Source organism: Pseudomonas antarctica, from assembly GCF_001647715.1.
GTDB classification, from domain to species: Bacteria; Pseudomonadota; Gammaproteobacteria; order Pseudomonadales; family Pseudomonadaceae; genus Aquipseudomonas; species Aquipseudomonas antarctica_A.
The window spans coordinates 1951814-1973421 of record NZ_CP015600.1; the positions used below are offsets into that span (position 1 = coordinate 1951814).

Consider the following 21608-nt stretch of genomic DNA (forward strand, 5'->3'; position numbering starts at 1 on the left):
TAGGAGAAAGTTATGCGTGGGGTTAAGCGCGCTGTCCTGGTGCTGGTGGCATTGATTATTGCGCTGGTGGTTTTAGGCTTTGTGTTGGAAAACCAACAAAGCGTCTCTCTTTCGTTTTTCGGTTGGGCCACTGCCCAGATGCCCGTAGCTGTATTTGTAGTGGCGGCGCTGATTATTGGGATGCTGATGGGTCCACTGCTAGGCGTTGGGATTGCGCGTAGCCGGCGTCAGAAAACGAGCACAGGCGGACGCATCTAGGAGGGTGTCTCGATGAGTGCCGAGCCTACCGGCTCCGTGGAGTGGCAAGCCAGTCTTCTGGTGTTTTCGCCATTCCGATCTTCCTCACTCATAGCGACATGCTCTTGGAAAAGTAGATGTTGTGCAGCGTAAATTTTTATATGTCGGTGCTTTGGGCTCTCTAGCGTCATGTAAAAATACAGAGAGCTATTCGAGTCCGCATTCCCCCCCCGTCTCTCTCGTCCAGTCAGGTTGCCCTCTTAGCGGCTTATCAAAATCGCCTGGTATCAACAGTATCGTTTAGCTCCTGAAGCCAGCCGTCACGGTAGCGCTTTGTGCTTAAAACAACTCCAGAATGCAAAACAAGTCACGGTTTGCACTGCGCAGCGACTAGTGGGCTTTGGCAAAGCGCTACGACTTTTAACTAAGTATTGCTCAAGTTAGCTTCTGAGAATTCTAAAAAGATAGTGGTGCCCAGCTATCGTGGTTGGGGCTATCCAGCATTCGTTTTGACCGCTCAAATATCGATAATAAGTTTGTAAGCTATGCAACTAATTTTAAGGTTGGTGGATTGCTGAGTTACTTGCCAGACATGGCAGATCAGAATCATTGCGATAACCCATGAGCTCGTAAAAGCGCTTTCATTGTCCAGTTTTGTTGAATTGGAGAGTGAGCGCTGTATCATCTAGGGGCTTCGTATGTCCTTGATAGCGCGACGTAGCTACCGACATCCGAGGGTTTCTTTTCTTGTAGTTGTATGGACGAAAACGAATCAGCCGCCACGCTCGAAGGTGAGTAGCACCCAAGGCGTAAGCCAAAGACAAAAGCTGCTGAGCTCCAGCGTTCCGAGCGTCGAACCCCAGGCGCGTTCCTATTAGCGTATTTTGTCGGAAAAGGTTTACGTAAAACTCCACTGGAGTGGCAGGAAAAATCTGAAAGGTGAACGGCGTGTTTCAGACATGATTATGTTTAAACGTAAAGGGCGTTATTCTTTCCCGCCCCGTACCTAACCGTTAGCAGTGGGAGTGTCGAAGCGAGGCTCTCATCTAGGACGAACCGGCGCAGAAGCCGTCTTTGCCTTCAGGCACCTAATAACGTAGCACCGACGTCAGGTAATTTTGATGATTCAATTTCTCGATCTAAAATCATTGAACAAGACACTCCGTGAAGAGCTGGTGGAGGCCGCCACACGTGTCATTGACTCGGGTTGGTATATTCAGGGCGAGCACCTCAAGCGCTTCGAGGATGAGTTTGCCGCCTATACCGGCGCTAGCCAGAGTGTTGGCGTGGCCAACGGGCTGGATGCTCTGACACTGACGATTCGCGCTTGGAAAGAGCTGGGAAAGCTCAAGGACCACGATGAGGTCATTGTCCCAGCCAATACTTATATCGCGACACTGTTGGCCGTGACGGAAAATAATCTGAAACCGATTTTGGTCGAGCCTGACGAGGATACCTATAACCTTTGCCCCAAGAACGTTGCGCGTGCGCTGACGGAAAAAACTCGGTTGATCCTTCCGGTCCATCTCTACGGGCAGTTGGCCGATATGCCCGCAATCAACGCAATCGCCAAGCGTGAGAATCTGCTGGTGCTGGAAGACTCCGCCCAGGCTCATGGGGCTCAGATTGAGGGTAGAAGTGCCGGTAACTGGGGGGATGCATCCGGGTTCAGTTTTTACCCAGGTAAAAACCTGGGGGCGCTGGGTGATGCCGGTGCCATTACTTCCAGTGATGCCGAGCTGGTCAGTATGGTTCAGGCATTGCGAAACTACGGTTCACATGAAAAGTACAAAAACCTCGTACAGGGCGTGAATAGCCGACTGGATGAGATTCAAGCTGCCATGTTGAGCGTCAAACTAAAATACCTGGAGGCGCAGACCGAGGCGCGTCGACGTGTGGCAGCCACTTATATGGCCGGAATAAACAACCCCTGGATCAAGCTGCCCTTGAGCGGTGACGTTGACGTAATGAGCCATACCTCACATGTTTGGCATCTTTTTGTCGTGCGCTCTGAGCATCGTGAAAAACTGCAACGTCATCTTAGCGCCTCAGGCGTTCAAACATTAATTCACTACCCGATCCCACCGCATCAGCAACAGGCCTATGTGGGCGCTGATTTCTATAATAAATCGTTCCCCTTGACGGAGCGCATTCATCACGAAGTATTGAGTCTGCCAATGAGCCCGGTCATGACGGATGCTGAGATTGATGGTGTTGTTGAAGCCTGTAACAGCTTTTCTGCAGAAGCCTGAATATGACGCTGCTTAAAACAAGCTTTCTCAACGGCATTGCGGTGGTTATTAAAATGCTCACCTTGTTGGGCATCAATAAAATGTTGGCCATCTATGTGGGGCCCTCTGGATACGCGGCGCTGGGTCAGTTCCAAAACGCAGTGCAGATGGTGACGACCTTTTCAACGGGTGCCATCAGTACCGGAGTGACAAAATACACCGCCGAATATCAAGACGATGAGGGCGCGCAGCACCGCGTATGGCGCACTGCGGGTACGATTGCGTGTGCGGGCTCAGTGTTGACTTCCCTCCTCATTATTCTATTCAGTAAACCGCTGGCGGTCTGGTGTTTTAACGACGAGTCGCTTTACAGCGTCTTTATTTGGTGCGCAGCGACGCTGATATTCTTTTCATTCAATACACTGCTGCTGGCGATCCTTAACGGCAAAAAAGAAATCAATCGATACATCCTCGCAAATATCGGAGGGAGCATTCTTTCGCTTTTGGTCATCATCGTGATGGTGACTCAGTTTGGCTTATACGGTGCATTGATTTCTTTAGTGCTGTATCAGTCAATCGCTTTTTTTGTGACGTGCCTGCTGTGCTACAAGACCCCGTGGTTTCGATTGTCGAATCTGTTTGGAAAGCTGGATAAACAAATTGCGATAAATTTGACGAAATTTACTGCAATGGCACTCACGACAGCGGCCTGCGTGCCCGTCAGTCATATCCTGGTGCGAAACTATCTGGGCTCGGAATTTGGCTGGGAAACAGCTGGATATTGGGAGGCCATGTGGCGTTTAAGTACGGCTTACCTATTGTTGGTGACCACAACGCTTGGGTTATATTTTCTACCGAAGTTGTCGGAACTGATCGACCCTCAGGAGATTAAGAGGGAAATTATCCAAGGCTATAAATTGATTTTGCCTGTTGCCATGGTCTGTGGTTTGGTTATCTATATTTTAAGAGACTTCATAATCGGCATTCTGTTCACCAGCGCTTTTAGCCCAATGAGAGACTTCTTTGCTTGGCAGATGCTCGGTGACACGCTAAAGATTGCAAGTTGGATACTTGCCTACCTGATGTTGGGCAAGGCAATGGTGAAGATGTATATCCTCACAGAAGTATTTTTTTCACTCGGGTTTTACCTGTTGACAGTCGTGCTAACAAAGGTAGGCGGCCCTGTCGGGGTAACGTGGGCGCATGCGCTTAACTACGGGATTTACTGGCTAGTTATGTATTTTCTTATTTACAGAAAGTTAAATAAAAATAACGCTGGGTGAGGACGTTTTGACCATGAGTGGCTTGCTATCTTCAATCCGCGATATGATTTTAGCGCACGAAGACGTTGATAAGAGTGTCGAGCTGTCTGAGGTGTATGGGGCAATACTGTGGGCGGTTGATAAAGGTATTTACGACGACCCCGAGCTTGAGGAAATATTAACTGCGCGATGCACGAATGTGTTGCCAAAAATCAGTGGTCACACGCCGCTAAAAGATTGTATTCATTTAATCTCGGAGCCCTATCTGATCGGTGGTCATACTCGATTGATGGAGCAGCTGTCCACGATGCACCGGGAAAAGCCGGACCTACTGATAACCCGCCAAAGTGATGAGAAAGCGGTTGAGCGCACCCGCGGTTTTTTTGACAAGTGTACGGTTATAGCCGCTGATACACCCCTGAAAAAAATCGCTGAAATCGTAGAGTCTCTCAAGTCGTACAGCCGGATTGTTTTGCATATTCATCCGGACGATATGATATCTGTTATCGCATGCAAAATAGTAAAGAGTATTACCGGGGCTAAGATCTTTTTTGTAAATCACGCAGATCACGTATTCACTTATGGCAGTTCGGTGGCCGATGTGTACTTTGAAATTAGTACATTCGGTCGACGTCGAGACATGAAAAAGACAATCACCGGGTGTAAGTCTTTTTTGGGGATTCCATTAACAAGTGCCTTGGTGACAAAGAGTCACGGTCTGCCTGGCAAGAATGACAGGTTGAATTTTTTCAGCGCGGCATCCCCATTCAAGTTTAAACCGGTCAAGCACTATGATCTAAGACCCGCCATAGGCAGAGTGCTTTCTGAATTTAAACACTCGACATTCTGGATTGTCGGGGCCAGCCCGCTTACAAATATCTGGTGGTGGCCGTTAAAGCTTAGGTACGGGAGCCGATTCAAGATTTTATCGTCAGTGCCGTACGAGAGTTATCTAAAGCTATTAGACTCAGCGGATTTTTACGTTGATAGTTATCCCACTCCGGGTGGCACTGCGTTTGCGGAGCAACTCTTTAAAGGTCGCCGTTGTGTTGGGCTACGCGCTCCGATACAAGGTTATTCGCCAGCAGATAATTTGAAAGATGGAAGTGTCGACGATTTTATGACGAGCATTCTTCATCGCCAGAACGGTAGCGAGATTATCGAGTCGGTGTTGGCCGTTAATGGTTACGAGGCGGTGAAAGCCCGTTATCAAGCGTGCCTGTATGATGGCGTTATGTGTGCGAATGAGATGGAAGCGTATGTCGCATGGACCGGAGATATAGCCGTCTACGAGCAGGCAGGGAAAATAACGACAGCCATTCCACCTGCGGTCGTGTCCAAATTAATTGATTTTGATAAGCGTTTTTTGTCGATTCTGTTTTTTGAGCTCAGTGCCACACAAAAAATAAAGATTGCCGTCAAACTAGTGCTTTTAAAGCTCAAGAAGCAGCGCGGGAAAGAGAACAGGTCGGGTAACGTATGAGTGCGTTAGTCCTGCGTTCTTTTTTAATAATGCTTCTGCTATCAGATTACGTTATTTTAACGCTCCACGCCCCAAGCGTTGTGGGGGCGTGGCGTGAAGGGGTTGTACTTCTTTATGTTTTGCTGATGATGCTGATTGCATTTTTTCATGCAGGTACTCGCTTTTCACTTCCGGGTAGGTATAAAGGGCCCTTGCTGTTATTTTTGTTTTTTTTAGTGTTCTATTGCGTGTGTGGTGAATTTTCAGAGTCGTCTTTCCGGATGTTCCGATCATTCGCTATGCCGGTGCTCTTTGCATTGACGGTCAACGCAGTATGTCTGGGCTTAACGCTTGAAACCAAGTTGCGTGTTATATTTTCGACACTGGTAGTGATGACGTTTGTTTCAGGGGCGTATGCGCTTTATCAATACCAAACGATCAGTGACGCTGAGCAGTTCTGGTATTGGCCACTGCTGTCTGAGAAAGGATTCATATTGGAGATCTACAACTCCATGAGGGACGGCAATCCCAGGATGTCGGGTTTTTTTACCGGGACTCTGGAGTTTTCAGCATTTATTTTGAACACCGCGCTATTCACCTTTTGCCTGCTGGTGCAGGCGATTAGGAAAAAAGCCTACGATTTGAGGTGTTTGATATATGTAATTGTTGCACTTTTTTCGACGGTGCTGATCATTTATGGGTCGGTCAGAACCTCTGCTATTGGAATGATTTCAGCGGTATTTTTCCTTGCGGTGTTACAGCTGTTTCGCCGAAAGATGTTTATCAGTTTGCTGGGATATGGTTATTTTCTGTCTGTGACGGGTTCTATTTTTTTATACCTCGCGTTGGGGTATACGGAAGATCTGTCCGCTCTTGATAGGGTTCGTCAATGGTATGTGGTTCTCGGATCCCTTAATACCATGCCCCTTGGTGTTGGGTTTGGGGCTATCGGGCCCGGGCAATTGTACTGGTTTGATTCGCTGTGGTTGAATCTCCTGGCATCCTCTGGTTATCTGGGGGTGGCGATCATGATGGTGCTTATCTGTTTTTACAGTAAGGTCGTCGCGATCACTCAGGAGATGCGTGCTGGGACGGATGTGTTCATGAGGGGGGTGGCTGATTACCTGGTTATCAGTTACCCATTCTTTCTGAGCAGCTTTTTTTTCCAGTCTTACACTAACAGTGTTGTGTTGTATCTTTTTGCGTTAGTTATAGTGGTGGTAATGGATGAGTCTAAATATCGTGCACGCTAAGCTTTCGATATTGATCGTTCTTTATAAGAGGCATTATAAGGACTCGGCTGCTATCACGACGTTACTGAATAATCGCGTGCGCTTTCAAGAAAAAGAGATTTATGTTGATTTTTATGTGTGGAACAATACACCGTCGTGCTCGCCTGCATTATCGGGCGATAGTTTAACGTGGCTTGAGGGTGATAATGATGGCTTGCCTCATGTCTACAATCGCGTAGCCGATATGGCCTTTGCGAACGGTGCTACGCATTTCATGATTTCCGACGATGACACAGACTATTCCAGTCAGAATTATGTCGATGCTATATCTGCTGCGCTTGAATGTGAGACCACGTCACCTCCGAATTCATTTGGGGTCATGCTGCCAAAAATTTACTCCAGGGAAACACTGATAAGTCCAGGCTGGCGGTTCTGGTTTTTCGGTCGCCTGTCCGAACAAGTTGATAGCGGTATGAATGCCTCGGTTAACAAGCTCGCTATCAACAGTGGCGTTATATTCAACAAGTCATGTTATGAAAAAATGTCGCCGCTTTTTGACGAGCGTCTCAAGTTTTACGCAACGGACACTGCATTTTTCGTCAGATACGAATCCTATTATTCGCACTTTTATGTGCTGGACACTGTTCTGCAACACGATCTTTCCGAACATACATCGGATAGCGCCGAACGTGCCATTTTTCGCTTTCAGGAAATGATTCGGGGTTTTCGCGTGATCTTTGAGCGCAAGGGGTACCTCTTCCACGGTGTGATGGAGATGTATTTGATGGTGTCCTCCCTGAGAAAGAGTATCTCATACAAAAATACAGGTTTTTTCCGTTCCTATATTTCGTCTTTTAGAGGGAAGAAATAATGCTGATCGAACTGGTTGAGTTTCTTTCTCTTAAAATAAGGAAGCGTGGTATCAAAATTGATAGGCGCATTCCGGACAGTTATCTTTTTAAATTGGTTTTGTCGAAAGCGTGCATGGCAATCAATGGTTTCTTCACCTTCAGAAGACGTTCAGTCATTCTTGTGGGAAAAAACGTCACCGTGAAAGCCCGCTCAATGATTACTGCGGGTAAAGGTCTCGTGATTGATGATGGCTGTTTTATCGACGCGTTAGCGGTTAAAGGTGTCGCTTTTGGGCGTGGGGTTTCCTTAAAGAAAAATGTTATTATTGAATGCACTGGCAGCTTGACCAAATTGGGCGAGGGGCTTTCGATTGGTAACGATGTAGGCATCGGAAGTGGAAGCTTTTTGGGCTGCGCCGGTGGGCTGTCTATTGGGAATGACACCATCATTGGAAACTATGTCTCGTTTCACTCGGAGAATCATAATTTTTCTGATGCGTCCCTGCCTATTCGGCTCCAGGGCGTGAATAACGAAGGGATCCAGATCGGCAATAATTGCTGGATAGGTGCCAAGGTGACCGTGCTGGACGGTGTGGTTCTTGAGGACGGTTGTGTTGTGGCGGCAGGTGCTGTTTTGAAAGCTGGACGATACGCGGCCAACTCGATCTACGCGGGTGTCCCGGCAAAGCGCATAAAAGAACGCAGCTAAAGGACGTGTCGTGAAGAAGATAATATTTTTCCATTTGCTGAATGACTATAGCGGGAGCCCGAAGGTTCTTTCGCAGGTTATTGAGGCTGTTTCAAGCAAGGGCGCTGACGTCGAGTTGTTTTTGGGGGGTAAAGGGGGAGATGGATTCCTTTCTTCCGTTCCTTGTGTGCAAAGACGCTACTTTTACAAGCGCTTCGAAAACAAGTATTTGACGTTATTGAGTTACAGTCTTTCACAGTTGATGTTGTTTTTTAGATTAATAAGTTACCGTAAGTCTTCTACGGTGTTTTACGTCAATACATTGCTTCCATTTGGTGCGGCGTTGGCGGGAAAGCTGCTGGGTATTAAGGTTTTCTATCACATTCATGAGACGTCGATCCGCCCAAAGCCGCTAAAGCTTTTTCTGCGTTGGGTGGTTGAAAGATGCTCAAGTAAAAATATTTTCGTTTCGCATTTTTTAGCGGATGCCGAGCGTTTTCCGGCAGTCGAGAGTCGGGTGATTTATAATGCGATCCCGCAGGAGATGGCGCGTATTGCCGCACATCACACGTATCATGCTCAACCCAATGACAAGTTTAGTGTGTTGATGATTTGCTCTTTAAAAGCCTATAAGGGAGTCGGCGAGTTTGTAAAAATTGCAAGCTTGGCAGTGCATAATAAACAGATTGAATTTAACTTGGTTTTGGGTGCTAGCGATTCCGAGGTGGCTGAGTTCTTTTCGGGGATAAGCCGTCCTGAAAACCTGACTATTGTTTCACGGTGTGAGGATGTGGTTCCTTATTATCAAAAGGCGAATGTTTTGCTTAGTCTTTCGAAACCGAAAGAATGGGTGGAGACGTTCGGACTGACTATACTCGAGGCGCTTTCATTTGGAGTGCCTTGTATTGTCCCTCCGGTAGGTGGGCCTGTCGAATTGGTAACGGATGGCAAGGAAGGATATTTAATGGATTCAAGTCAGGTTGAGGATATTTCCGCGCGGGTGGAATTTCTCCAGAAAAATCCTGAAGTGTGTTTTCGCTTGTCTGCTGCTGCAAAATTGAAGTCGCTTAGTTTCTCAGTTGATAACTTTGAAAGTAGTGTACTTGGGGTATTTAATGAGCGTTAAATTAGCGGTTATCGGCACGGTCGGTCTCCCGGCGCAATACGGTGGATGGGAGACGTTATCAGAACAATTGATAACGTATCTGGACCAGGTGTATGACATTTCGGTGTATTGCAGCTCGACGTCGTACGCGTCCCGGCCGGCGAAATATCGTAACGCCAACTTGATTTACGTTCCGCTGAAGGCTAACGGTGTGCAAAGCATTCCCTATGATATTTTCAGCATGCTGCATGCCTATAGGAAAAATGATGTACTGGTGGTGCTCGGCGTTTCAGGTTGTATCGCACTGCCTTTTTTAAAGATGCTGACGAAGAAGAGAATTGTTGTCAATATTGATGGCTATGAATGGAAACGGGCCAAGTGGTCATTCCTGGCGAAGAAATTTTTAAAGTTTTCAGAAGCGGTCGCTGTTAAATATTCAGATGCCATCGTGACGGATAACAAAGTGCTTCAGGACTATGTTCGTAACGAATACGGGCGTGAGAGCACACTCATTGCCTATGGCGGGGATCAGGCCAAAACCAGTGTGCTGGCCGAGTCGGATCTGCAGCGTTACCCGTTCCTTTGTAAGCCCTATGCGTTCTCTGTTTGTAGGATCGAGCCTGAAAATAATATTCATATAATCATTGATGCGTTTAGCTCCAGTGGGTTGCCGTTGGTGATTGTGGGTAACTGGAAACACAGTGAATACGGAAGAGCGTTGCAGGATAAGTATTCAGGCATGGCGCACCTCCATTTACTCGACCCTATTTATAACGGTGATGAGCTGAGCCCTTTGCGCAGTAATGCCACTGTGTATATTCATGGCCACAGCGCCGGTGGAACCAACCCATCGTTGGTCGAGGCGATGTGGTTGAGGTTGCCTATCATTGCTTTCGATGTGTCGTTCAACCGTGCCTCTACGGAAAACAGTGCAAAGTTCTTTTCGTCCAGTCAGGCACTGATCGAGAGTGCCGCCAGCCTTTTTGCCAACGGGGCTGAGCGTGCGCAATTGAGCGAAAAGATGCATGAGATTGCGACGCGTCGTTATCGTTGGGAAGGTGTCTCTTCTCAATATGATAAGTTATTCAAATCGCTACTTTCATCTGATAAGGTTTGACTATGTTGGATGATGCAAGCCTCCACCCTGTTCTGGACACGCCAACAATACTGCTTACGGGGTCGACTGGCTTCGTAGGGCGTTCAGTGCTCAATGCGCTTGTCGGTGTGAAGTATCCGGTCGTCAACGTCACCCGTAAAAATGGTGTTCCTCCCGTGCCGGGTGTACAGGACTTCATTATCGGATCGCTGACTGACGAGATTGACTGGAAGGTTCCCTTGTCAGGGGTCGACGTAGTCATACACTCTGCGGGTCGTGCGCACGTCATGAATGAAACGCATAGCAACCCGTTGCAGGCTTTTCGTGAAGTGAACGTGGACGCCACGCTCAAGCTCGCCCAACAGGCAGCCGATGCGGGTGTAAAACGATTTATTTTTATTAGTTCGATCAAAGTGAACGGCGAAGAGACCCGCGCTCACAGAGCATTTACAGCGCATGATGTTCCTGCGCCGCTTGACGATTATGGTGTGTCCAAGCTGGAAGCCGAGCAGGCGCTCCTGGCATTGGCGGGGCGAACCTCAATGGACGTCGTGATAATAAGGCCCGTTCTTGTATATGGCCCAGGTGTGAAAGCGAACTTTGAACGCATGCTGTCCGTTGTGAACAAGAAGCTGCCGCTACCCTTTCGTACTATCGACAATCGTCGAAGCCTTGTTTTCATTGATAATCTGGTGGATTTGATTTGTGTCTGCATCAAGCACCCGGCAGCAGCAAATCAGGTGTTTCTGGTCAGCGATGATAATGATTTATCTATCGGGCAGATTCTAGAAAAACTGGCCGTGGCCATGAATAAGCCATCATGCGTTTTCTCATTTCCATATTTTCTTTTAAACGCTGCGGCATCGCTGGTTGGGAAAAAAGAGTTTTTGCAGCGGCTGTGCGGGTCTCTCCAAGTGGACATTACTGACACACGCAAGCGCTTAGGTTGGACCCCTCCAGTCAGTGTTGAGGAAGCGTTTGCTATCACAGCCCGACATTATCAAGCCCAACACAGTGGATCGTCGCATGGGTAATTTGGCTGAAATGCTTAAGTCGAGGGATAATAATTTCAATTTTATCCGAATGGTCGCAGCGTTTTTCGTATTGGTATCTCATTCTTATCCGCTCTCTCGTGGCGCGGCTGAAACCGAACCGTTGTTGGCGCAACTCGGAATAACGCTAGGCGGATTAGGTGTATTCACCTTTTTTTGTATTTCGGGATTTTTCATATCGCTGAGTTATGAGCGCTCGAAGACAAAGATTGACTTTGTTGTGGCCAGGTTTCTACGCTTGTATCCTGCGCTGTTAGTTGTGCTGCTGTTGAGCGCATGGGTGATCGGTCCACTGTTCACTGAACGGAGTCTGCATGATTATTTTTCTGCCAAGGAAGTGCATAGATATATCACTGGAAACTTGAAGTTGAAGGATATTCAGTTTCAGTTGCCTGGGCTGTTTCAGGGTAATCCTTACCCCGGCATTAATGGTTCGCTGTGGACCTTGTATTATGAGGTCTTGCTGTATGCGATGGTGTTTGCACTCGGCGTTGTCGGTTGCTTGACGCGCCTGCGCAGGGTCTCCGTATTTTTTGTGGCGTATTTTTTGTTTTACGCCGTGTTTAACGTGCTGCAAAAAAACGAATATATGGTTTTCGGTTTCCAGTTTCGTACCTGGGTGCAGTGGAGTTTCGCGTTTGTAATCGGCATGCTCTTATACGCCTACCGATTTAAGGTTCAGTTGAACGTCTGGTGCTTGGCGTTGGGGTGGACAGCTGCGCTTTGTTTATACAGGACGCCTGTGTTTGTCGAGGTATTTGTGGTGGCCTGGAGTTACTCTGTGTTCTTCGTCGCCTTTAACACACAGTGGTTTGCACGGCAGTACAATAAATTAGGTGATTACTCGTACGGTTTGTATATCTATGCATTTCCCACTCAAGAGATCCTGGCTCATGTATGGAAAGGGATATCACCTGCGCAGATGATTATCCTGGCATTACCTGTTGCTCTTGTTCCTGCTGTACTTTCCTGGCACGTGATCGAGCAACCCTGCATCTTGCGCAAGAAAGAGATCGCGTCCAGGTTGTCTCAGTCATTCGCGAAGCTTTCCGGAAAGTTTGCTAAGTATTCACCTAAATAGCTCTGAATGATAAGGTTGGTGGGAAATGAAGCGTTTTTTTGATCTTGTGATGAGCCTGGTTGCTTTGCTCATACTGCTGATTCCAATTGTGCTTGTCACACTAGCGGTTAAGGTGACGTCAAAGGGGCCAGCACTTTATTGGTCGGACCGTGTCGGTGTGAATAATGTACTGTTCAGGATGCCGAAGTTTCGCTCGATGCGTACGGGCACACCGGCAGTCGCTACGCATTTACTGCTGGACCCTTCCCAATACTTAACGCCTATTGGAAACTTTCTACGTAAATCCAGCCTGGATGAGTTGCCTCAACTGTGGAGTATTATTGTCGGCGATATGAGTTTTGTCGGACCTAGGCCAGCGCTGTTTAATCAATCCGACCTCATTGAATTACGCACCCAGCAAGGCGTGCACCTCATTCCGCCAGGCCTCACCGGATGGGCGCAGGTTAACGGACGGGACGAACTGCCGATTCCGGTCAAGGTTGACTATGATGCTTATTACGCGAAAAATATGAGCGTTCTTTTCGATCTGAAAATCTTGTTTTTGACGGCCATGAAGGTAATCAAGCGGGACGGCGTTTCCCATTAATTGCATCGCGCCGCGTGATTGGCCTGTTTAGGTTAGCGGTGTACAGTGTGTTTTTTGTGCTGCGTTTATGGCGCGGAAAAAAATTTGATCTAACGCATGGGCGGTAGGTGAGTCATGATAAACCGGTTGCGTGCTTGGCTATTGAAGCTGCCTCGTCATCAAAAACGACTGATACAGGTATTGGCGGACGTTGTACTGGTTTCTTTAGCGCTGTGGATAGCGTTTTTAGTCCGTCTCGGAATCGACGAGATGATCAACCCGGTCAGAATGCATCTGTGGTTGTTCTTAGCCGCGCCGGTGGTTGCCATTCCGTTGTTTATTCGCTTTGGTATGTACCGTGCTGTTATGCGGTATTTTGGTAACGATGCACTCGTCGCCATTATCAAAGCCGTCAGCCTTTCGTCTTTGATTTTGGGTGTGGTCGTCTACTGGTATAGCAATCATCAGAACGTCGTGCCCCGGTCCATTATCTTTAACTACTGGTGGTTAAGCTTGATTATGGTCGGCGGTTTGCGTCTGACCATGCGCCAGTACTTTCTGGGTGATTGGTTTGCAGCTGCCCAGCACGTGCCGTTTACCAGCCGTGAGGATGGCCTTCCGCGTGTTGCGATTTATGGTGCGGGGTCCGCAGGCAACCAATTGGTCGCGGCACTTCGCATGGGCCGTGTGATGCGGCCGGTCGCGTTCATTGACGACGATGACACCATCTCGGATCGAGTCATTTCCGGCCTTCAGGTTTACAAACCGAAGCATATCCAACGGATGATCGATGCTACCGGTGCTCAAGAAATCCTCTTGGCACTGCCTTCCTCCAACCGCGGTCGGCGTCGTGAGATTCTTGGTTTTCTTGAGAGGTTTCCGTTACACGTTCGCAGCGTCCCGGGGTTTATGGACCTCGCCAGTGGACGGGTCAAGGTTGATGATATTCAGGAGGTCGATATTGCTGACTTGCTGGGTCGTGATTCGGTCCCCGCACAAGCGGATTTGCTTGAGCATTGCATCAAGGGGCAGAGCGTCCTCGTAACGGGGGCGGGTGGCTCGATAGGTTCAGAGCTCTGCCGCCAAATCCTGGAGTTGAGGCCTAAAACCCTCCTGTTGTTTGAACACAGCGAATTCAATCTCTACAGCATTCTGTCTGAGTTGGAACAGCGTATTGCGCGAAAGTCGTTGCCAGTCAAACTGCTGCCTATCCTGGGATCAGTGCGTGACCCTTCAAAGCTGCTGGATGTGATGAAAGCGTGGCGGGTAGACACGGTTTACCACGCTGCCGCCTACAAGCATGTGCCTATTGTCGAGCACAATATCGCAGAGGGTGTGCTGAACAATGTAATCGGCACACTCAATGCGGCTCAGGCGGCCGTCCAGGCCGGCGCCTCGAATTTTGTACTGATTTCCACGGACAAGGCGGTGCGTCCGACTAACGTCATGGGCAGCACCAAGCGTCTTGCCGAATTAACGCTTCAGGCACTCAGCCGCGAACTTGCACCGGTGTTGTTTGGTGATAAGTCCAACGTTTCCCGCGTGAATAAAACCCGTTTCACGATGGTTCGATTTGGCAATGTACTGGGCTCTTCCGGCTCGGTGATTCCGTTGTTTCACAAGCAGATAAAGTCCGGTGGACCGCTGACCGTCACGCACCCGAAAATCACCCGTTACTTCATGACAATTCCTGAAGCGGCTCAACTGGTCATACAAGCCGGTTCAATGGGCCTGGGCGGGGATGTGTTCGTGCTGGATATGGGCGAACCGGTAAAAATAGTCGAACTGGCGGAGAAGATGATCCACTTGTCAGGGCTGAGTGTGCGCTCCGACAAGAACCCTCACGGAGACATTGCCATCGAGTTTTCCGGTTTGCGGCCGGGAGAGAAGCTTTACGAGGAGTTGCTAATTGGGGACAACGTGGTCGCGACGCAACACCCGATGATCATGAGTGCCAATGAAGACTATCTGCCTTGGGAGGTTCTAAAGCTCAAGCTCTCCGAATTGCTTGCGGCGGTGGACCAGGACGATTTCAACCGTGTTCGTCAGTTGTTGCGGGACACCGTCAGTGGTTATACGCCGGACGGAGAAATCGTGGATTGGATGTACCAGCAGCGCCGACTTGAGCCGTGAGATCAAACGTTACATAACGGCCGATATAGGTCAAAGCGGGCCCGCTACCAGCGCTGGGCCAGGCCCGCTTGCCTCAGTGGCGTATGAAACACACTCTGTAACCCAGTCACTTTTGACTCTCCCCCAACATCACCTAAGTTAGAAAGGCAGCTTCGGAAAGCTGCTTTTCTTCTATTGATGTCATGGAGCGTCACCAATGCAAAAAACCTATATCTCTTCCCTGATCTTTGCCTTCCTCGCGAGCATCTCCGTAGCGACCACGGCTGCCCCTTCCGTAAAAACCGAAGCCCCCACCCCAATCGCTGCACAGATGACCAAGGTTGAGCAGTCTGCCAAGGTCAACCTGAACGCTGCCGATGCAGAAACCCTGCGTCGGGACCTGTTCGGTATTGGCGCTGCCAAGGCGAAGGCAATCATCGCCTATCGTGAAAGTAATGGCCCCTTCACGGCGGTGGATGAGTTGTTGGAAGTAAAAGGTATCGGTAAGGCGTTGCTGGAGAAGAACCGCGACAGGTTGGTGATCAACTAAGGGACATAGTTGAAGAGGCCGGTCAGTGACCGGCCTCTTCTTGCGCTGAAACCTGCGCTTTCAATTTGGTGCGCACCACATTCAAGATCTGCGTTGCCAACTCTGCACTTTCGACACTCCTGGCCAGTACCAATGCGCCTACCAGTGTCGACATCATCATCAGGCTTTGCTCATGGGCGTCCGCGTTTCCCAAGGCCGATTCGACCTGCTTCAACCGAGCCCCAAGCACTGCATCCGTGGTCGGGCTAGGCTGGCCTCTCAGGCCCAATTCCGAAGACATGGTCGGTAGCGGGCAGCCTTTATCCGGCGAGGTCTGGTGCCTCTCGGACAGGTAACTGTCTATGAATGCATCCAGCGGTCGTTCTTGGCTGAACAGCATTTCGCAATGTGCATCCAGTTCTGCAGCAGTAGCCTGCAGGGCTTTTTCCACCAGCTCATCCTTGGATTTGAAATGTGCGTAGAACCCGCCGTGCGTCAGGTTCAAAGCCTTCATCAAGGGTTGCAGCCCGGTGGCCCCAATGCCGTCGCGGCGAAAGCGTACGGAGGCTTCCTTGATGATGCGTTGGTGAGTCTGGGCTTTATGGTCTGCGGAATAACGCATAGGACTGCCTCGGGAGCGAGCGCGTATTTTAACGAAGTTGAACCTATTTACCCATCCGGACAACGTGCATCTGCGTTGGCATGAAAAGTGATTACATTTGGTTCAGTGATTGTTCAACAATCTTGAGGTGGTCATGGCGCTTAGTTTGTCTTTAGCCGATCAGATTGCGCTCGAGTTGCGTGCCGACATTATGGGTGGACGCCTGTTACCTGGGATGGCGCTGGTCGAGGTAGATCTGGTCAAGGCCTATAACGCATCGCGGAATACGATCCGCGAAGCGTTGCACCGTTTGGGGCAGGAGGGCCTCACCCGCTATGTGCGCAACAAAGGGGTGATGGTTCGGCGGCTGGAGCGCGACGAAGTGCGTGACCTGTTCGTCGTGCGCCGCACACTTGAGTTGCAGGCCATTGCCCAAAGCCGTGCGCTGACGCACGACCAGGTCGAGCGTATGCAAAGCGCCATCGAGGCCACCACGCTGGCCCGGGAGCGTGAAGACTGGCGCGCTGTGGCGACTCACAGCCTGGTGTTCCACCAGCAGATTGTCGCGCTGATGCGCAGCCCATTGTTCGATGAGTTTTTCGCCCAGGTCATTGCCCAACTGCGCCTGGTGTTTTGCGCTGCTCCCGATGAGCAACGCTTCCAGTCACCCTGGCTGGAGCGAGACCGCGAGATTTACGCGTTATTGGCCCAAGGGGATAAACCGGCGGCAGGCACAGCGATGAGCGTGTACCTGGAGGATTCGGAACGTCTGTCATTGGCCCTGTTTACCCAACCCTGATTGAGGAACCGCATCATGTACAAAGACTATCCGGCCGCTTATCAGGTCAGCAAAGGCTCGGCGCTGCAAGTGGACACAGCGTTCTACGAACGTATTCGCGACCAGGCGGATAAACGTACTTTGGTTGAGCAGTTTGAGGTGCCGATTCGCACGGGGAGGGCGTGGAAAGTGCCGGCTGGGCAGGTGTTCCGTGTCACCACTCCGGTGGGCCCGCAGGTAGGTGACTTCAACGTGTGGAACGCCAATGACCCTCGCGAACGGTTATGGGCGGCGCGCACGCGGCAGTTGCAAGGTGCCCATGTCAGTACCCATGACCGGTTGTGGTCGAACCTGCCCTTTCTGCGGCCCTTGGTAACCATCACCGATGACAGCCTGGCGAGCTATGGCATTGATGAACATGGCGGGCGCCTGCATGACTTGCTCGGTACGCGCTGTGATCCGTATGTGAACCGCATGCTGACCGGCGAAGACTTCCATCACCATTGCCACTCCAACTTGACTCGAGCTGTATTGCCCCACGGTCTGACAGAGTTTGACGTGCACGACGTGCTGAATATTTTCCAGTGCACCGGTCTCAATCACGACGACATGTACTTCATGAAAGCCTGCCCGGCACAGAAGGGCGATTACCTGGAGTTTTTTGCCGAGATCGATTTGCTGTGTGCGCTGTCGACGTGCCCTGGCGGGGATCTGTCGCTGCCAATGTGGGGGCCGGACGCGCAGGACCCACTGACGGTGTGCCGCCCATTGGGTGTTGAGATTTATCGATTGGAGGAAGAGTTACTCAAGGGCTGGAGCCAGCCCGAACGTGCGGCCTATAAAGGCCAGCACGGGTTGCATATTGCCAAGGCGGATTGGGAGTAACTCAAGACTCAGCGATCTTGCGCATCCTTGGCATCCGCCTGCGCGTTGCGATCGGCTACGCGTTTGCGTTGTTCGTCGGTGAGTTCCACCTTGTTGGCGCTGTCACGCAGCATCAGCAGCCCACCGACGATCGACCCGATCGCTACCACTAAAATCAACCACGCATACCACGGCATAAGGCTCTCCTTGAGACGGACTACCGTGGGAGAATTTTCCCACGGTAATAACTGCTTTGAGTAACAGGCTTTCTTAGTAGTTCATTGTAGGCCTGTTCCGCCCCGATAACCTTAGAGCCCGGTCAGCATCGCATCCGCCGGTGCATCGGCACGGTCTTGTGCGGTCAGCTGGAAGTAGATGAACCCTACGACCATAAAGCCTAAAAAGATCAGACCGATCAGCGCGTTGAACCAAGCCATGGCCACCAGGCACACCACCGCCAGCACCAGCGCGATGCCCGGCACGATCGGATAACCCGGTGCGCGAAACGTGCGCTCCAGCAGCGGTTCAGTCTTACGCAGTTTGAACAGGCTGAGCATGCTCATGATGTACATCACAATGGCACCGAACACGGCCATGGTAATCATCGCTGCCGTCAGCGTCATACCGCCCAGGTTGATGAGGCCGTCGCTGTAGATGGCGGCGATACCGACCACGCCGCCGGCAATGATTGCGCGGTGCGGTGTTTGAAAACGCGACAATTTGGCCAGGAAAGAGGGCAGGTAACCGGCACGGGCCAGGGCAAAGAACTGGCGCGAATAGCCCAGGATGATGCCGTGGAAGCTGGCGACCAGACCGAACAAGCCGATCCACACCAGCATATGCAGCCAGCCGGAGCTGTCACCCACCACGGCTTTCATGGCTTGCGGCAACGGGTCGTTGATGTTCGACAGGGTGCGCCAGTCGCCCACGCCGCCGGCGAAGAACATCACACCCATGGCCAGGACTACCAGGGTCAGAATGCCGCTGATGTAGGCCTTTGGAATGGTGCGCTTGGGATCTTTCGCTTCTTCGGCGGCCATGGCCGCGCCTTCGATGGCGAGGAAGAACCAGATGGCGAAAGGAATGGCGGCAAACATCCCGCCAATCGCTGGAGCACCAAAGGTGTCAGAACCGGCCCAGCCATTGAGGGCGAAGTTGCTGAAGCTGAACGCTGGCGCGACCACCCCCATAAAAACCAACAACTCCGCGACGGCGAGCACGCATACCACCAGTTCGAAAGTCGCCGCGAGTTTCACCCCGAGAATGTTCAGGCCCATGAAGACGATGTAGGCACCGACGGCCGCGTGTTTTGGGTCGAGTGCCGGAAACTGCACATTCAGGTAGGCGCCGATAGCCAAGGCAATGGCGGGCGGAGCGAAGACAAATTCGATCAATGTCGCGAGCCCTGCGATCAAGCCGCCTTTCTCACCAAAAGCGCGACGGCTGTAGGCAAACGGGCCACCCGCATGAGGAATAGCGGTAGTCAGCTCGGTGAAGCTGAATATAAAGCAGGTGTACATGGCGGCGACCATCAATGAAGTCACCAAAAAGCCCAGCGTACCGGCCACGCCCCAGCCGTAGCTCCAGCCAAAGTATTCGCCGGAAATCACCAGCCCGACGGCAATACCCCACAAGTGCAAGGTGCCCAAGGTAGGTTTGAGTTGTGTGTTCATCGTGTAGCGCTCCCTGAACGGTTTGGAATGATTCAGGGTGTTGCAGCGGCCATGCCACTGTGCGATTCCGTGTCGTAAAGACGCCGAACTGTCGCCGAGGAGATCGTTTGGCGTTTGAAAATTTCTGTCATTGCACCAGTTAAGGGCGGTGGTGGTTGAACTGCCGCCATCGCGGGCAAGCCCGGCTCCCACCTGGGGTTGTGGTCAACTGTCGGAGCCGGGCTTGCCTGCGATGAGGCCGCAACAGTCAAAACACGCCCCTGTAAACCCCGCATAAACCCACTCTTTACGCCGTCTTTACGGCCTGACCATACCCTCGCTCTCGTTCCTTTACGCCACTCCTGCCGACAATTGACCCACACGCGGCAATCGCCGCAAAACGGAGAGACTTCCATGAGCGTTCTGGACGGGGTGTCACTGCTATTGGCCGTGGCGCTGTTCATTTATCTGCTGGTTGCGCTGTTACGCGCGGATCGGAACTAGGAGCAGGCTATGCACAGTTATGACTATTGGCTGATCATCGCCTTCTTTGCCGTGGTGCTGGTGCCGGCACCGTTCCTGGGGCGGTTCTACTACAAGGTGATGGAAGGCCAGCGCACCTGGCTGTCGCCGGTCCTCGGCCCTGTCGAGCGGGTGTGCTATCGCCTGTCGGGCGTGGACGAGCATCAGGAACAGAGCTGGCAGAAATACACGCTGGCGTTGCTGGCGTTCAACCTGGCTGGTTTTGTACTGTTATTCGCAATCTTGTTGTTCCAGGATTATCTCCCACTGAACCCGCAGAAATTGCCGGGTCAGGAATGGACGCTGGCCTTCAACACGGCGGTCAGTTTCATGACCAACACCAACTGGCAGAACTACAGCGGCGAAGCCTCTCTGAGCTACCTCAGCCAGATGGTCGGCCTCACCGTGCAGAACTTCGTCAGCGCGGCCACCGGTCTGGCGGTCCTTGTCGCCCTGTGCCGTGGTATCGGTCGCAAATCCACCAAGACGTTGGGCAACTTCTGGGTCGACATGACCCGCGCCACCCTCTACGGCCTGCTGCCGATGTGCCTGGTGTTCGCGTTGTTCCTGGTCTGGCAGGGCGTGCCGCAAACCTTCGCTCACTATGCGAACGCGGTGACCCTGCAAGGTGTTGACCAGTTGATCCCACTGGGCCCGGCTGCAAGTCAGATTGCGATCAAGCAGTTGGGCACCAATGGTGGTGGCTTCTTCGGTGTCAACTCTGCGCACCCGTTTGAAAACCCGACTGCCTGGGCCAACCTGTTCGAGTTGTCGGCGATCATCCTGATCCCGGTGGCGCTGGTGTTCACCTTCGGCCACTACGTGAAGGACCTGCGTCAGAGCCGCGCGATTCTCGGTTGCATGCTGGCCCTGTTCCTGATCGGCGGCGCGACCTCGCTGTGGGCCGAATACCAGCCCAACCCGACCCTGAACAATCCAGCCGTGGAACAAACCGCGCCGCTGGAAGGTAAAGAAGTGCGCTTCGGCACCACCGCCACGGTGTTGTGGTCGGTCACCACCACAGCGGCGTCCAATGGTTCGGTCAACGGCATGCACGACAGCCTCAACCCGCTGAGCGGGATGGTGGCACTGGTCAACATGATGGTCGGCGAAGTGATCTTCGGCGGCGTCGGTGCCGGTATGTACGGCATGTTGCTTAACGTGTTGATCGCCGTGTTCCTCGCCGGCTTGATGATTGGCCGTACCCCGGAATACCTGGGCAAGAAGCTCCAGGCCAAGGAAGTGCAGTTGCTGGTGGTGACGTTGCTGGTCATGCCGATCGGCACGCTGGTACTGGGCGCCATCGCCGCCAGCCTGCCTGGTCCGGCGGGTGCCATCAGCAACCCTGGCCCTCACGGTTTCAGCCAATTGTTGTATGCCTACACCTCGGCCAGTGCCAACAACGGTTCGGCGTTCGGCGGCTTCAGTGCCAACACCACGTTCCACAACCTGATGATGTCACTGGGTATGTTGATCGGCCGCTTCGGCTACATCCTCCCGGTACTGGCCCTGGCCGGCAGCCTGGCGATGAAGAAGACCGCACCGATTGGCCAGAACAGCTTCCCGACCCATGGCCCGCTGTTCGTGACCCTGTTGACCGTGACCATTTTGCTGGTGGGCGGCCTGACCTTCCTGCCGACGCTGGCACTGGGCCCAATTGCTGAACATCTGAGCATGGGCTTCTAAGG

The 21608-nt window shown here is 51.5% G+C and carries 21 protein-coding genes; 18 read left to right on the forward strand and 3 right to left on the reverse strand.

All coding sequences use genetic code 11. The features are described 5' to 3' along the window. Positions 1–12: 12 nt before the first annotated feature. From A7J50_RS09025 to A7J50_RS09090, 14 genes are all read left to right on the forward strand, one after another. Positions 13–258, forward strand: coding sequence for a lipopolysaccharide assembly protein LapA domain-containing protein (locus A7J50_RS09025; RefSeq protein ID WP_064451491.1), 246 nt, complete (start codon positions 13–15; stop codon positions 256–258). 1100 nt (positions 259–1358) lie between these two features. After that, positions 1359–2489, forward strand: a complete 1131-nt coding sequence (locus tag A7J50_RS09030) for a DegT/DnrJ/EryC1/StrS family aminotransferase (RefSeq protein WP_064451492.1) — start codon at positions 1359–1361, stop codon at positions 2487–2489. Positions 2490–2491: 2 nt separating this feature from the next. Further along, positions 2492–3751: an O-antigen translocase gene (locus A7J50_RS09035; protein WP_064451493.1), complete on the forward strand. Its 1260-nt coding sequence runs from the start codon at positions 2492–2494 to the stop codon at positions 3749–3751. 13 nt (positions 3752–3764) lie between these two features. Continuing rightward, complete coding sequence (locus A7J50_RS09040) at positions 3765–5213, forward strand: hypothetical protein (RefSeq protein ID WP_156526264.1); 1449 nt, start codon at positions 3765–3767, stop codon at positions 5211–5213. Beyond that, positions 5210–6445, forward strand: coding sequence for a hypothetical protein (locus A7J50_RS09045; RefSeq protein WP_064451495.1), 1236 nt, complete (start codon positions 5210–5212; stop codon positions 6443–6445). The genes A7J50_RS09040 and A7J50_RS09045 overlap by 4 nt, the downstream gene beginning before the upstream one ends. Beyond that, positions 6420–7295, forward strand: a complete 876-nt coding sequence (locus A7J50_RS09050) for a hypothetical protein (protein WP_064451496.1) — start codon at positions 6420–6422, stop codon at positions 7293–7295. The genes A7J50_RS09045 and A7J50_RS09050 overlap by 26 nt, the downstream gene beginning before the upstream one ends. Further along, on the forward strand, positions 7295–7984 hold the full coding sequence (locus tag A7J50_RS09055; RefSeq protein ID WP_064451497.1) for an acyltransferase: 690 nt from the start codon (positions 7295–7297) through the stop codon (positions 7982–7984). Before A7J50_RS09050 ends, A7J50_RS09055 begins: the two co-directional genes overlap by 1 nt. A gap of 10 nt (positions 7985–7994) precedes the next feature. Beyond that, positions 7995–9089, forward strand: a complete 1095-nt coding sequence (locus A7J50_RS09060; protein ID WP_064451498.1) for a glycosyltransferase family 4 protein — start codon at positions 7995–7997, stop codon at positions 9087–9089. Next, positions 9079–10185 carry a DUF1972 domain-containing protein gene (locus A7J50_RS09065; RefSeq protein ID WP_064451499.1) on the forward strand — a complete coding sequence of 369 codons (1107 nt, stop codon included), beginning with the start codon at positions 9079–9081 and terminating at the stop codon, positions 10183–10185. Before A7J50_RS09060 ends, A7J50_RS09065 begins: the two co-directional genes overlap by 11 nt. A 2-nt stretch (positions 10186–10187) precedes the next feature. Further along, entirely contained in the window at positions 10188–11198 is a 1011-nt protein-coding gene (locus A7J50_RS09070; RefSeq protein ID WP_064451500.1) for a UDP-glucose 4-epimerase family protein, read from the forward strand. After that, entirely contained in the window at positions 11191–12297 is a 1107-nt protein-coding gene (locus A7J50_RS09075; RefSeq protein ID WP_064451501.1) for an acyltransferase family protein, read from the forward strand. The genes A7J50_RS09070 and A7J50_RS09075 overlap by 8 nt, the downstream gene beginning before the upstream one ends. A gap of 25 nt (positions 12298–12322) precedes the next feature. Further along, complete coding sequence (locus tag A7J50_RS09080) at positions 12323–12883, forward strand: sugar transferase (protein ID WP_064451502.1); 561 nt, start codon at positions 12323–12325, stop codon at positions 12881–12883. Between the two features lie 114 nt (positions 12884–12997). Then, positions 12998–14995, forward strand: coding sequence for a polysaccharide biosynthesis protein (locus A7J50_RS09085; RefSeq protein ID WP_167353684.1), 1998 nt, complete (start codon positions 12998–13000; stop codon positions 14993–14995). 196 nt (positions 14996–15191) lie between these two features. Beyond that, positions 15192–15524, forward strand: a complete 333-nt coding sequence (locus A7J50_RS09090) for a ComEA family DNA-binding protein (RefSeq protein ID WP_064451503.1) — start codon at positions 15192–15194, stop codon at positions 15522–15524. A 22-nt stretch (positions 15525–15546) separates the two neighbouring features. Here A7J50_RS09090 and A7J50_RS09095 read toward each other — a convergent pair whose 3' ends face one another. Beyond that, positions 15547–16125, reverse strand: a complete 579-nt coding sequence (locus A7J50_RS09095; RefSeq protein ID WP_064451504.1) for a TetR/AcrR family transcriptional regulator — start codon at positions 16123–16125, stop codon at positions 15547–15549. Positions 16126–16258: 133 nt separating this feature from the next. Here A7J50_RS09095 and A7J50_RS09100 point away from each other — a divergent pair, with 133 nt between their 5' ends. Together A7J50_RS09100 and A7J50_RS09105 are read left to right on the forward strand one after the other, a co-directional pair. Continuing rightward, positions 16259–16903 carry a GntR family transcriptional regulator gene (locus A7J50_RS09100; protein WP_064451505.1) on the forward strand — a complete coding sequence of 215 codons (645 nt, stop codon included), beginning with the start codon at positions 16259–16261 and terminating at the stop codon, positions 16901–16903. Between the two features lie 15 nt (positions 16904–16918). Further along, positions 16919–17767 carry an urea carboxylase-associated family protein gene (locus tag A7J50_RS09105; protein WP_064451506.1) on the forward strand — a complete coding sequence of 283 codons (849 nt, stop codon included), beginning with the start codon at positions 16919–16921 and terminating at the stop codon, positions 17765–17767. A gap of 8 nt (positions 17768–17775) precedes the next feature. Here A7J50_RS09105 and A7J50_RS30220 read toward each other — a convergent pair whose 3' ends face one another. Continuing rightward, a complete protein-coding gene (locus A7J50_RS30220) occupies positions 17776–17943 on the reverse strand; it encodes a DUF2897 family protein (protein ID WP_064502997.1) in 168 nt (55 codons plus the stop codon). A 111-nt stretch (positions 17944–18054) separates the two neighbouring features. Continuing rightward, positions 18055–19419 (reverse strand): ethanolamine permease, encoded by a 1365-nt coding sequence (gene eat / locus A7J50_RS09110; protein WP_064451507.1) that lies wholly within the window; start codon positions 19417–19419, stop codon positions 18055–18057. Between the two features lie 393 nt (positions 19420–19812). Between eat and kdpF the strand changes: the two genes are divergently transcribed. Beyond that, entirely contained in the window at positions 19813–19902 is a 90-nt protein-coding gene (gene kdpF / locus A7J50_RS09115) for a K(+)-transporting ATPase subunit F (RefSeq protein ID WP_003218754.1), read from the forward strand. 9 nt (positions 19903–19911) lie between these two features. Continuing rightward, a complete protein-coding gene (kdpA, locus tag A7J50_RS09120; protein WP_064451508.1) occupies positions 19912–21606 on the forward strand; it encodes a potassium-transporting ATPase subunit KdpA in 1695 nt (564 codons plus the stop codon). The last annotated feature ends 2 nt before the right edge of the window (positions 21607–21608 follow it).